Origin of the sequence: Mesorhizobium sp. YC-39 (assembly GCF_025753795.1) — a bacterium.
In the GTDB taxonomy this organism is placed as follows: Bacteria; Pseudomonadota; Alphaproteobacteria; order Rhizobiales; family Rhizobiaceae; genus Mesorhizobium.
This window is the reverse complement of the sequence record NZ_JAOWPS010000001.1, coordinates 635,106-647,866: the sequence shown is the minus strand read 5'-3', so window position 1 is coordinate 647,866 and position 12,761 is coordinate 635,106. Positions and strand designations below refer to the sequence as shown.

Genomic DNA, 12,761 nt, shown 5'->3' with positions numbered 1-12,761 from the left:
CGAACCATGTCGGTCGCTCGCTCAAGTGGAGGTAACGAAATGAAAAGATTGATGATTGCGCTCGCATCCGCGACCGCTCTGCTGGCCTCGTCGGCCATGGCGCAGGAGAAGATCAAGATCGGCGCGGCACCTTACGGGTTGAACGCCGAGTTCATGCAGATCTGGGCGGCAGCGCTCCAGGAGCATCCGGCCGTCAAGAGCGGTGAAGTCGAACTGACGGTCTTCGACGGCCGCTATGACGCCCTGGTCCAGCAGGATCAGTTCAAAACGATGGCGACGCAGAAATACAACGCTATCATCTTCGCTCCGATCGACGTCGACGCCGGCGCCGCGGCGGTGCAGACGGCGGCCGATGCCGGCATTCCGGTCATCGGCTCGAACACCCGCGTCAATTCCGATCTGCTGACCTCCTATGTCGGCTCCGACGACACGATCTCGGGCTACATGGAGGCCAAGACCGTGCTCGACAAGATCGGCTGCAAGGGCAATGTGGTCATCCTCGAAGGGCCGATCGGCCAGTCGGCGCAGATTTCCCGTCTCGAAGGCAACAAGAAGGCGCTTGCCGAGTGCCCGGATGTCAAGATCCTCGAGGACCAGACCGCAAACTGGTCGCGCGCCGAAGCCCAGACGCTGATGGAAAACTGGCTCACCGCCCACCCGAACCAGATCAATGGCGTGATCGGCCAGAACGACGAAATGGCCCTTGGCGCCATCGAGGCGATCAAGGCCGCCGGCCTCGACCTGAAGAGCTTCACCATTGCCGGCATCGACGGCATCACCGATGCGCTTCACGCCGTCAAGGCCGGTGAGATGACCTCGATCCTGCAGGACGCGCGCGCCCAGGCTCAAGGCGCGCTCGACCTTGCCATCTTCGCGGCCAAGAAGGGTGACTACAAGCCGCAGTCCGACATCTGGGCAACCTACAAGGACATGCCGTGGAAAGACGGCAAGGAGAAGATCTACAATGTGCCGTGGACGCCAGTGACGGCGGAAAACGTCGACCAACTCCTGGCGACGCGCAAGTGATCCGGTCGTGGGGTGGGCTCTCCTGGCGCATCCCACGTTCCAACAGAGAAGAGAGCCATGACTGATTCAATCCAGGTTGATCTCAATTTTTCGCTGGGCGGCAAAGTCGCCCTGGTCACCGGCGGCGCCTCTGGCATCGGCAGCGCCATAGCATCGGCATTCGCCACGAAGGGCGCCACTGTCGGGGTGATCGATATCAATGAATCGGTTGCGCGGTCGAAGGCCGACGAGCTCGGCAACGGCGCGAAATCCTTCGTCTGCGACGTGTCCGATCCACGATCCGTGGACGCCGTGTTCGCGGCGGCGCAAGCGGCCTTCGGCCATATCGACATCGTCGTCAACAGCGCCGGCGTCGCCGTTCTTGCTCCCGCCGAGGAACTCAGCCTCGATGCCTGGGACAAGACCATCGATATCAATCTCAAGGGAACGTTTCTGGTCTCCCAGGCTGCTGGACGCGCCATGATCAAAGCCGGCAAGGGCGGCAAGATCATCAACATGGCCTCGCAGGCAGGCACCGTCGCGATCGACCAGCACGTCGCCTATTGCGCCTCGAAATTCGGCGTCATCGGCCTGTCCAAGACGCTCGCCGCCGAATGGGGCAAGCACGGCATCACGGTCAATACGATTTCGCCGACCGTGGTCTTGACCGATCTCGGCCGAAAGGCCTGGGACAACCCGCGCGGCGAGGCGCTGAAGCAGCGCATTCCGACCGGCCGCTTTGCCTTCCCGCAGGAGATCGCCGCCGCCGCCGTGTTCCTGGCATCGAACGGCGCCGACATGATCAACGGCGCCGACCTGCTGGTCGATGGCGGCTACACCATTGTCTGACCGGCGCAAGATTGGAGCAACAATGCAGCGGTTCATCAACAATCCCGACGAGGTCGTCGAGGATACGGTCAGGGGCTTCGTCAAGGCGCATGCCGACATCGTCAGGCTCGCCAGCAATCCCCGCGTCATCGCTGCCCGCCATGCGCCGGTCGGCGGCAAGGTCGGCGTGATCACCGGCGGCGGTTCCGGCCATGAGCCGGCCTTCATCGGCTACACCGGCCGCAACATGCTGGACGCGGTCGCGGTCGGCGAGCTCTTCTCGTCACCGACGGCAAAGAGCTTCCTCGACGCTGCCCGGGAGGCTAATGGCGGCAGGGGCGTCGTTTGCCTCTATGGCAATTATGCCGGCGACAACATGAACGTGAAAATGGCCATCAAGCTCGCCGCCAAGGAAGGCATCGAGATCGCAACCGTCGTCGCCAATGACGATGTCTGCTCGGCAGGACCGGACGAGCGAGAAAAGCGCCGGGGCGTCGCCGGCGAGATCTTCATGTGGAAATGCGCCGGCGCCCTGGCCGGGGAAGGCGCTGGCCTCGAGGCCGTACAGGCGGTGGCGCAAAGGGCTATCGACAATTGCCGTTCGATCGGCGTCGGCCTCGGCCCCTGCACGCTGCCGGCGGTCGGACATCCCAATTTCCTGATCGAGCCGGGCACGATGGAAGTCGGCATCGGTCATCACGGCGAACCTGGGGTGCGGGTCGAGCCGCTGAAGCCCGCCGCCGAGATCGCGCGGGACATGGTCAAGATCGTTCTCGATGATCACGATCTGGCGGCTGGAACCGAAGTTGCGGTGCTGGTGTCCGGCCTCGGCGCCACGCCGGTCAACGAGCTCTACATCCTCAACGACACGTTCGAACAGGAGATCGCCGGACGCGGCTTGACCATCCACAAGACCTATATCGGCAACTATTTCACCTCGCTGGAAATGGTCGGCGCGACGCTCACGGTGATGGCGCTCGACGCCGAGCTGAAACGGCTGCTGGATGTGGCTGTCGATTGTCCGGCAAGGCTTTAGGAAACAGGCGAATGCAGCAGTTTGAAAACGCTTCCGCTGGCGACATCGTGCTTTCGATCGCCGACCGGATCATCGAAAACCGGGCGTATCTGAGCGAGATCGACGGCAAGATCGGCGACGGCGACCACGGCGTCAACATGGCCAAGGGTTTTGGCATGGCGGCGGACAGGATCCGAGGCAACGACATGTCGCTGGCCGAGGCCTTCGACACGCTGGGCACCGTGCTGATGACCGAGATCGGCGGCTCGATGGGTCCGCTCTACGGCGTCATGTTCACGCAATTCGCGGAGACGATCGAGAAATCCTCTGCCATCGACGCCCGGACATTCAGCGCGATGCTCAGCAATGGTCTCGACGGCATCCAGTCGATCGGCTCGGCCAAGGTCGGCGACAAGACGCTGCTCGACACACTCGTCCCGGCCATTGAGGCCTTCGACGCCGCCAATACCGACGGCAAGCCGTTCCCGGAAGCCCTGGATGCGCTCGTCGTCGCGGCTGAAAAAGGCCGCGACAGCACCAGGGATCTCGTGGCCAGGATCGGCCGCGCCAGCCGCCTCGGCGAACGCTCGGTCGGCGTCCTCGATGCCGGGGCCACATCCTGTGCGCTGATCCTGAAAGCCCTGGCGCTCGGCGCCAAGCAGAAACTGCTGATATCGGCGACCGCCGGTCGCTGAATTGTGAAGTATGCTCCTCCCGAGCAAAGGCTCCCGGCTGACCTTCCAGCCGGGAGCGCGTTGGAGCATGATCCCGAACCGAAGGTCAGCAAAGCAAAAAGTGGAAGCCGGTTTTCGGAAAAGATCATGCTCAAACAATAGGATGGAATCCGACCAAGATTGAGAGTTCTTCCATTTGCGCTCATCTTGGCGATCGATCTTGGATTCGGGGAAACCGGGCAGCATGACGGTCAAGACATTATCGGCGCGGAAGAATGGAACAGCGCGGGCCGAGGCCGGCACCGAACCCATTCCGCTGCGCTACGGCGACGACCCGTATGTCTGGGCCTGCTGGCTCTACTATGAAGATCACATGACGCAAGGCGACATCGCCGAGATCATGGGCATCTCGCGGGCGACAGTGAACAGCTATCTGGCCGATGCCCGCGCCCGCGGCATCGTCAACATCTCGCTTGAGCCGTCACGGCTGAGCTCGCTGTCGATCGCGCAGGAACTCAAACGGCATTTCGGCCTGCATGACTGTCTGGTCGTGCCGAGCGACGACAATACGCGGCCGCTGATCGATCGCCTTGGCGGAGCGGCGGCGCAGGCGCTTGCCAAGCTGCTGAAATCCGGTGACACACTCGCCGTCGCCTGGGGGCGAACGGTGCTGGCGATCGCGGAGCAGGCTTCGGTGCCCGGCCTTCAGGACGTCACCGTCGTGCAGGCCACCGGCGGAACCGCCGCCAACTTTGCCTATACACCGGAACTCTGCGCATCAGCCATGGCCGGCGCGATCAGTGCAAGGCTGGTCAACATCACGGCGCCGGCGGTCGTTTCCACGGCCGAGATACGCGACATGCTGTTGCGCGAGACGCTGATCGAAAGCCAGTTCGATGCGCTTGCCAAAGCCAACAAGGCGCTGTTCGGGATCTCGTCGCTGCGGCCCAATTCGACGATCCATACCAGCGGCTTCTTCGAATCGGTTTCGCTGCAGCAATATCTCGCCAGGAATGCGGTGGGCGTGGTCGCCGGCCGCTTCATCGACGGTCAAGGCCATCCGGTGGCCGGCCCGCTCGACGACCGCACCATCGGCATCTCGCTCGACATGCTGAGAGCCATCGGCCTGCGCATCGCGGTTGCCGGCGGTTTCGACAAGGTTCCGGCAATCCTTGCGGCGCTGCGCGGCGGCTATGTCAATGTGCTCATCACCGACGCCGCGACCGGTCGCGGCATCCTCAATGCCGACGGCGTGACGGAGCTTGACCAGAAGCTCTCGCAACGCCCGAAGATCGACCACCGCGCGACCCTGCCCAGCAACTTCCGCACCCATATCAAGAAATTCCTCAATGACCCCAATGACGTCGTCGAGGAGATGCTCGACGGCGTGGTGAAGGCCCATGCCGCCTATCTCAGGCCGATCAAAGGTTCGCATCGCGCCCTCGTCGCCCGCACCGGGCCGAGGCCGGGCAAGGTCGGGCTTGTGATCGGAGGCGGCACCGGGCATGAGCCGTGCTTTCTCGGCTATGTCGGAAAAGGACTTGCCGACGCCGTTGCCGTCGGCAACATCTTTTCGTCACCGCCTCCCGGCACGATCCTTCAGTGCGCCAATGCCGCATCGGGCGGCCAAGGCGTGCTCTTCGTCTACGGCAATTATGCCGGCGACGTGATGAATTTCGACATGGCGGCCGAAATGGCGGCTGAACACAATATCGAGGTTCGCACGGTGGTGACGACGGACGATATCGCCTCGTCTCCGCTCGAGGACCGGGAAGGCCGGCGCGGCGTTGCCGGCAACTTCTTCATGTTCAAGGTCGCCGGGGCGGCCTGCGACCGCGGATTGTCGCTCGACGCCTGCGAGGCCGCGACCCGCAAGGCCAATGCACGAACCTTCACAATGGGCGTCGCGCTGGAGCCTTGCTCGTTGCCGCAGACCCGCCGCCACAATTTCGAGATCGGCCCGGACGATATCGAGATCGGCATGGGCATCCATGGAGAGCGCGGTGTCATCCGCGACAAGATGATGACTGCCGACGAGATCACCGACCGGGTGATGGACCGCATCTTTTCGGAGATGCAGGCGGCGCCGGGAGATCGTGTTGCGGTGCTGGTCAACTCATTCGGCGCAACGCCACTGATGGAACTCTACATTCTGTTCAGGCGTGTCGAGCAGCGGCTGAGCGCCAAGGATATCAAGATAGAAGCGAACTGGGTGGGGCATTACTGCACCTCGCTCGACATGGTCGGTGCATCCATATCGGTCCTGCATCTCGACAACGAGTTGATGGAACTGTTGCATCATCCCTGCGATACGGCCGTGCTGCGGATCGGCTGAGGATGAAAGACGGGCGTCTCCGTGAAAGACGGGGGCATTCTGCTTGAACCGGGAGGAACACCATGTCGGACAATGCGGCGCGACGCCTGAGCAGGATGTTCTATCGCATATCCATTGCGATCGAGGCGGGAAAGGACCACCTCTCGGACCTGGACGGCGCCATCGGCGACGCCGACCATGGCATCACCATGTCGCTCGGCTTCATGGCGGTGAATGCCGAACTCGCCAAACTCAACCTCGACGAAACGCTGCCGTCTGAGGTTTTCGCTGTTGCCGCGTCGGCCTTTCTCGATGCCGTCGGCGCATCCACTGGGCCACTCTATGCGACCGCGTTCCGCAGGGCTGCGCAAGCCCTTAAAAAGGACGAATGCCTGTCACTCGCCGACCAGGCGGCGATCGTCGAGGCGATGACGACTGGCATCAAGGAGCGCGGCAAGGGCCAGCGCGGCGACAAGACGATGCTCGACGCCTGGGTCCCCGCAACGGAAGCGGCTGTCAACGCGCGCGCCCGCGCTGCCGGAGGTGCGGAGATGTGGAACAGCATATTGGCGGCCGCCGAGGCCGGGGCGAATTCGACACGATCGATGGTCGCCGCCCGCGGCAGGGCGGCGAGGCTGGGGGAACGATCGCTTGGCCACATGGATCCGGGCGCGGCCTCGGCCGTCATCATCCTGCGGGCGATGAAGGACACGTTTGATGAGGGCGAGCGGGAAAAGGCGGTCCCCCGCTGAAGACGATGTGGTTACCGCTCCGATTGCCCGCTCAGACACCGTAGCGTTCGGTGCGGATGAGGCCTGCCGGAACGCCGGCATCGATCAGCGCCTGGGCGGCGCTCGACACGAAGGCGTTCGAACCACAGACGAAGGCCAGGCGTGGCGGCTCGGGCAGACGCATCATCGATTGCACCATCATCCGGGCGTCGACCCGCCGCGCATAGTCCTGCGGACGCCGGGCCGGTTCGCGCGTCAGGGTTAGCACCAGATCGAAGCCGTCCTGGCGCTCGTCGAGGCCGATCAGCTCGTCGCGAAAGATGACCTCGTCCCAGACCCGCGCGGAAAACACCAGTGCCGCGGGCACCAATGATTTGCGCGCGGCGCGATGGCGGATCATCGCCATCAGCGGCACCACGCCCGACCCGCCACCGACCAGGAGCAGAGGCCCACCGTCGCTGTCGGACCAGACGAAATGGCCGCCGAGCGGTCCGCGCAACTCGACCTCGTCGCCGACCGCCGCCACTTCATGGAAGAACGGCGAGACCTCGCCGTCGTCGAGTTTTTCGATCGCCAGCTCGATCGTCTCGCCGGTTTCCGGCGCCGAGGCGATGGAGTAGGAGCGGCGCGCCTGGTAGCCGTCCGGCGCCGTCAGCCTGACATCGACATGCTGCCCGGCGCGATAGGCAAAGGGCTGCGACGGCTGCAGGAAAAAGCTGGTGACGCGCGGCGTGCGCTTTTCGATGCGATTGATGGTGACCGTCTGCCAGGGCGACTGCGCCGCCGCTGCCTCGCTCATGGGTCGCCTGTGTAGCGCTGCTCGCGCCACGGATCGCCATAGATGTGGTAGCCGCGCAATTCCCAGAACCCCGGCTCGTCGCGCTCGGTGAACTGCAGCCCGTTCAGCCATTTGGCCGATTTCCAGAAATAGAGATGCGGAACCAGCAGCCGCGCCGGGCCGCCATGGTCCGCGGTGATCGGCTTGCCTTCGTAAAGCAGCGCCACCATCGCCTTGCCGGTGGTGAGATCCTTTGTCGGCACATTGGTTGTATAGCCGTCGAAGGACAGCGCCAGCGTGAAGGCGGTCGGCGGCTCGAGGCCGGCATCGGCCAGAATGTCGTCGACCAGCACGCCCTGCCAGGCCGTGTCGAATTTGGTCCAGGCGGTGACGCAATGGATGTCGCGGGTCATCTTGCTCATGGGCAAGGCGTTGAATTCAGCCCAATTCCACTTCTTGATCGGTCGCGGTCCGTGTTTCAGCGTGAACGACCACTCCTCGGTGCGCACGCGCGGCGTCGGCCCGGCCGACAGAACCGGGAAACCCTGTTCGAGATACTGCCCGGGCGGGATGCGCGCGTCAGTATCTGTCGGAGGCTTTCGTCCTGAAAAGAAGCCGCGGGTGACCATCGAGCAATCCATGTGCGCAGGTTGAAATCGACCTGCGCCAGTCTTCTCGAAGATGCTCTGACGGGCAACCGAAATCTTGGCCGTGACCCCGCGGCAATGCGCTTCAGCCCGCAGCGAAGGGCACGGCAACGAAGATCTGCGCGTCGCCGCGTTCGACAAGCAGGAGCACCGATTTCTTGCCCGACCTGCCGGCCTGCGCGATCGCCTGGTTCGCCTGCCTGGCGCTCCGCACCGGCGCCTGATTGACCGCGACGATGATGTCGCCGGGCTGGATACCGGAAGCCGAAGCCGCCTTGTCCGGATTGACCCGTTCAACCAGGGCGCCACGCTGGTTGAGCGGCAGGTTCATGGCCTGGCGGACATCAGGGGTGATATCCATCAGGCCGAGGCCGATCGCCGGCGCGCGCAGGCCCTGCGTGGAGGGCGCGCCGTCATCGCCGCCCGCCGATGCCGTCTTCACATCGTCGCCGTTGCGTCCGACATCGACGGAGATTTCCATGGTCTTGCCCTTGCGCCAGACATTGAGTTCTTCCCTGGCGCCGGGCGAAACGTCGGCGACGGCACGCGACAGGTCCTTGGGGTCCTTTATCTCGTGGCTGGCGAAGCTGGTGATGACATCGCCGGTCTCGATCCCGGCCTGGGCGGCCGGAGAGCCTTCAGTGACCTCGGAAACCAGCGCGCCGCTGGGATGATCGAGGCCGACGGCGCTTGCCACGTCCGGCGTCACCGGCTGGATCTGAACGCCGAGATAGCCGTACTGGATGGAGCCGCCCTTCATCAGCTTGGCGACCACCTTTTCAGCCTGGTCGGACGGGATGGCGAAACCGACGCCGACGCTGCCGCCATTCGGCGAATAGATCGCCGTGTTGATGCCGACGACATTGCCGGCGACATCGACCAGCGGACCGCCGGAATTGCCGTGGTTGATCGGCGCATCGATCTGGATGAAATCGTCAAACGGGCCGCTGTTGAGGTCGCGGCCGCGCGCCGAGACGATGCCTGACGTGACCGTGGTGCCGATGCCGAACGGATTGCCGAAAGCGAGCACCTGGTCGCCCGGCATCAGTCTGTCGGAATCGCCCCATTTGACGGTCGGCAAGGATTTGCCCGCCTTGACCTTGAGGACGGCGAGGTCGTTCTTGGCGTCGCGACCGACCAGCCTGGCGGGAAGTTCGGTGCCGTCGTCGAGCGTCACCTTGATGGAGGTAGCGCCGTCGATCACGTGATTGTTGGTGACGATGGTGCCGTCGGCGCCGACGATGAACCCGGAGCCGAGCGCCTCGGCGCGCTGCGCCTGCTGCGGCGGCGATTTCGGCATGGGTATCCCCTGATCGCCGAAGAATTGGCGGAAATAGTCGTCGAAGGGCGAGCCGCCATCGAAAGGCGAGCCATCGCTCATCGTCTCCGGCTGCGCCTTCATGACCGTGGTAACGGTCACCACCGCCGGCTTGTCAGCGGCTACGATCGGGGCGAACGAGCCGTTTGGAGCTGTTATCCCAGCGACAGGTGTCTGGGTTGTCGCAACGGCGTTGCTCGCGCCCATGTTGTTCGCACTCTCTGCGAAAGACATGACGAAGGGGGATATGATCAGCGCAGCGCCCAGCAAGGCCGCGACGCGATGTCTGCGAAGAATGTCTGACATGGTCGTTTGTCCGGGCGAGAGTTGATCTGGCGCCGCGGCCGGTTCTCCAGGAATCGCCATCGGCGTGTCGACGGTCGCGGTTGCCCGTCTCGCCTGGCATGGCAGCCGACCGATCGACAGCCCACCATCTAGGGCTCGGATCGGCCCGAATTAGGGTTTCAGGGCGACCTTACGAAGATTTAATATCCGGAAGAGCCGTTAGGCATCGCCGGTCCGGCGCAAGTAAGCCGTGGCGATCTCGCGCATCCGCTTGCCGTCGAAGCTTGGCCCGTGGCCGCCATGGCCGATGCTGACAGGCAGGTCGAGCAGCCGCTGCATCGTCCGGCGATAGGCGGCGCGGTCGGAATCCGGCAGGTCGTCGATCAGCATGGCGTCGTAGATGGCATCGCCGGCGAAGAACAGGCCGTCCGCCTCATCGAACAAAGCGATCGAGTCGGGAGAGTGGCCGGGCAGATGCAACACGCGGAATTGCCGATCGCCGAGATCGACGACGTCGCCCTCGTCGAGCGTGCGCGTCAGCGGCGCCGACGGAATTTTGTAATCGGCGGCTTTCCAGCCCGGCTCGGGCAATTTCGAGACGGCGCCTTCGAGATTGTGGAACATGTAGGCGTAGGTGACCGCCTCATCCATGGTTTCGAACGTGGCGGCACTCATCCTCGGTCCTGCCCGCAACGGGAATTCGTGCAGCGAGCCGACATGGTCCAGGTGGATATGGGTGGCGACGACGATGAGCGGCTTGCCATCAGGCATTTCGATCTGTGGCGCCAGCGGGCAAATCCCCATGCCGGTATCCACGAGCAGGTCGGCGTCGCGGCCGCTGAAATGCCAGATGTTGGCGCGCACGAAATCATGCACGAACGGCTCGGTGAGCATCGTCGTGTGGGCGTCGACGATACTCTTGCTGAACCAGTCGATCATCAAACGAAGGGCTTTCCGACCCTGTACTTTTCCGGGACCAGTCGTCTGAGATAGGCCATGCCCGCGTCCGAAAGCTGGTTGACGTCAGGCTTCATGAAATCGTCCGGCATGTGGCGCGTCTTCCCCGCGACATTCTTCAGCGGCACTTTCTTCAACACGGTTTTTTTGCCGTCATATTGCAGCGCCACCGAGCCGCCGCCCTCTTCCGCCACCTCGACAGCGAAAGCGCCAGCGTCAAAGGCTTCCTGCGCGTCAACGGCACTGATGGCGCCGACGTAGCCGCGCGGCATGTAGCCGAGCGCATCGACACGCGCCCGCTTGCCCGGCAACCCTTCGGCCAATGCGCGCTCGAGCGCAGCCGGCAGGTCGCTGCCTGAAAGCTTGACGTTGCCATGCGCGTCGCGCTCCAGCTTCTCCGGCGGCACCAGGCTTTCGACCAGCGCCTTGCCGTCGGCGGTGCTGACGCCTTCGGAGACGGCGACGATGCAGCGCTTGTGGCGGTCGAGCGTGGCGCGCACGTCGTCGATGAAAGCGGCGGCCGAGAACGGCCGCTCGGGCACATAAACCAGATGCGGGCCGCTGTCGGGATCCAGCTGCCAGGCGGCGGCGGCAGCGGTGAGGAAGCCGGCATGCCGGCCCATGACGATGCCGACATAGATGCCGGGCAGCGCGCGGAAATCGAGATCGACAGAAAGAAAGGCGCCGGCGACGAACTCGGCCGCGGAGATGAAGCCCGGCGTGTGGTCGTTCTCCTCGAGATCATTGTCGATGGTCTTCGGCGCATGGACGAAGGCCATCTTGCCGCCGGCGGCATCGGTCAGGATCTGCTGCGTGCCCGACGTGTCGTTGCCGCCGATATAGATGAAGGCGTCGGCACCGGCCTTCTTCAGGCCATTGAGGATGATCTCGCAATAGGCGGCATCCGGCTTGTCGCGCGTCGATCCCAGCGCGGCGCTCGGCGTTGCCGCGATCAGCCGCAGCCGGTCCTCGGGTATGGCCGAAAGATCGGCATAGTTGCCATCACGAATGCCGCGCACGCCGTGGATGGAGCCCAGAACCTTGGCGCCGGGATGCCGCTTGCGGATCTCGAGCGCGGCGCCAACCATGGTCTGGTTGATGACGGCGGTCGGGCCGCCGCCCTGCGCGATCACAAACGTTCCTGACATTCTTCGTTTCTCCCCAGCATTGGTCTCGCAGGCACATTCGCCTGTCTTGCTGGATCACGCAACGGGAGAGTCGATCGGCCGCAGCTGCGGTCGGAGGATCAGACGACGACGACCGGGTTCTTCTTGGAGACGCGGCTGTAGAGGTCGATGATGTCCTGGTTGATCAGGCGCACGCAGCCCGACGACATCGCCTGGCCGATGCTCCACCATTCCGGCGAGCCGTGGATGCGGTAGCCGGTGTCGCGGCCGTCCTGATAGATGTAGAGCGCACGCGCGCCGAGCGGATTGTCAAGGCCGCCGGGCTGGCCGCCTTGCCACTTCACCAGTTCCGGCTTGCGGGCGATCATTTCCGGCGGCGGGGTCCAGACCGGCCATTCCTTGCCGTACTGGATGTTGGCGCGGCCGGACCAGCGGAAACCGTCCTTGCCGATGCCGACGCCGTAGCGAATGGCGTCACCGCCGGGCTGCACAAGATAAAGCAACCGCTCCTGCAGATGGACGACGATGGTGCCGGGCGCCTCGCCGGTCGGATCGACGACGATCTGGCGGCGGAATTCCGGCTTGACCTTGAGATAGGGCACTTCCGGCACGTTGAAGCCGCCATCTGTGAGCGCGGCATACATGACGGCCGGGCTGGTGATGTTCTTGTCGACGCTGATGCTCGGGCGGATAGGGACCGAGCCCGTCGTCGTATCGTCAAGCTGGAGCGACGGCAGATCGAGCGTCTGGCTGCAGCCGGCAACGCCGAGCAGCGCCATGGCGCCGGCGCCGGTCAACACCGTGCGGCGGGAAAGCTGAACTTCGGTTTCGATTGCGTCGCCCTTCAACGGCGGCGTCAGACTTTGCGGCAACTCACGCATCTACCCAAACCCTACGCTATCGGCGGGAAACACGGTCCGGCCGGATAGCAGGCATTTTCACCAATCATGGTTGAAAAAGCGTGAAGGCGTGCTGGCTGGCCTTAACGCTGTTTGCTGTTGCATGTCCCGACACGCCGAACCGGGCATGCCGAAGATTTTCGACATTGCCTCTTTACATCCTCGCGCGCCCAAGGATTTATC

At 63.9% G+C, this 12,761-nt stretch carries 12 protein-coding genes; 6 read left to right on the top strand and 6 right to left on the bottom strand.

The window, feature by feature from the left end; genetic code table 11:
- Positions 1–39 precede the first annotated feature (39 nt).
- The 6 genes from OHD62_RS03125 to dhaL (OHD62_RS03100) all read left to right on the top strand — a co-directional run bounded on the left by OHD62_RS03125 (position 40) and on the right by dhaL (OHD62_RS03100) (position 6,588).
- On the top strand, positions 40–1,026 hold the full coding sequence (locus OHD62_RS03125) for a substrate-binding domain-containing protein (protein ID WP_263780904.1): 987 nt from the start codon (positions 40–42) through the stop codon (positions 1,024–1,026).
- A 57-nt stretch (positions 1,027–1,083) separates the two neighbouring features.
- On the top strand, positions 1,084–1,854 hold the full coding sequence (locus OHD62_RS03120) for an SDR family oxidoreductase (RefSeq protein WP_263780903.1): 771 nt from the start codon (positions 1,084–1,086) through the stop codon (positions 1,852–1,854).
- 22 nt (positions 1,855–1,876) lie between these two features.
- Complete coding sequence (locus OHD62_RS03115; protein WP_263780902.1) at positions 1,877–2,869, top strand: dihydroxyacetone kinase subunit DhaK; 993 nt, start codon at positions 1,877–1,879, stop codon at positions 2,867–2,869.
- 11 nt (positions 2,870–2,880) lie between these two features.
- Positions 2,881–3,543, top strand: coding sequence for a dihydroxyacetone kinase subunit DhaL (gene dhaL, locus OHD62_RS03110; RefSeq protein WP_263780901.1), 663 nt, complete (start codon positions 2,881–2,883; stop codon positions 3,541–3,543).
- A gap of 223 nt (positions 3,544–3,766) precedes the next feature.
- On the top strand, positions 3,767–5,857 hold the full coding sequence (locus OHD62_RS03105) for a bifunctional sugar-binding transcriptional regulator/dihydroxyacetone kinase subunit DhaK (RefSeq protein WP_263780900.1): 2,091 nt from the start codon (positions 3,767–3,769) through the stop codon (positions 5,855–5,857).
- A gap of 62 nt (positions 5,858–5,919) precedes the next feature.
- Positions 5,920–6,588 (top strand): dihydroxyacetone kinase subunit DhaL, encoded by a 669-nt coding sequence (gene dhaL, locus OHD62_RS03100; RefSeq protein WP_263780899.1) that lies wholly within the window; start codon positions 5,920–5,922, stop codon positions 6,586–6,588.
- A gap of 31 nt (positions 6,589–6,619) precedes the next feature.
- On the opposite strand, the gene OHD62_RS03095 is transcribed toward dhaL (OHD62_RS03100), so the two are convergent.
- From OHD62_RS03095 to OHD62_RS03070, 6 genes are all read right to left on the bottom strand, one after another.
- Positions 6,620–7,366 carry an FAD-binding oxidoreductase gene (locus tag OHD62_RS03095; RefSeq protein WP_263780898.1) on the bottom strand — a complete coding sequence of 249 codons (747 nt, stop codon included), beginning with the start codon at positions 7,364–7,366 and terminating at the stop codon, positions 6,620–6,622.
- Positions 7,363–7,974 (bottom strand): molybdopterin-dependent oxidoreductase, encoded by a 612-nt coding sequence (locus tag OHD62_RS03090; protein ID WP_263780897.1) that lies wholly within the window; start codon positions 7,972–7,974, stop codon positions 7,363–7,365. The genes OHD62_RS03095 and OHD62_RS03090 overlap by 4 nt, the downstream gene beginning before the upstream one ends.
- Before the next feature lie 103 nt (positions 7,975–8,077).
- Positions 8,078–9,616: a DegQ family serine endoprotease gene (locus tag OHD62_RS03085; RefSeq protein WP_263780896.1), complete on the bottom strand. Its 1,539-nt coding sequence runs from the start codon at positions 9,614–9,616 to the stop codon at positions 8,078–8,080.
- A gap of 198 nt (positions 9,617–9,814) precedes the next feature.
- Positions 9,815–10,534: an MBL fold metallo-hydrolase gene (locus OHD62_RS03080; protein ID WP_263780895.1), complete on the bottom strand. Its 720-nt coding sequence runs from the start codon at positions 10,532–10,534 to the stop codon at positions 9,815–9,817.
- Positions 10,534–11,700, bottom strand: a complete 1,167-nt coding sequence (locus tag OHD62_RS03075) for a diphosphate--fructose-6-phosphate 1-phosphotransferase (RefSeq protein ID WP_263780894.1) — start codon at positions 11,698–11,700, stop codon at positions 10,534–10,536. Before OHD62_RS03075 ends, OHD62_RS03080 begins: the two co-directional genes overlap by 1 nt.
- 98 nt (positions 11,701–11,798) lie before the next feature.
- The gene (locus OHD62_RS03070) at positions 11,799–12,560 is read right to left on the bottom strand and encodes a L,D-transpeptidase (protein WP_263780893.1); all 762 of its coding nucleotides are present in this window, start codon (positions 12,558–12,560) and stop codon (positions 11,799–11,801) included.
- Positions 12,561–12,761: the final 201 nt, after the last annotated feature.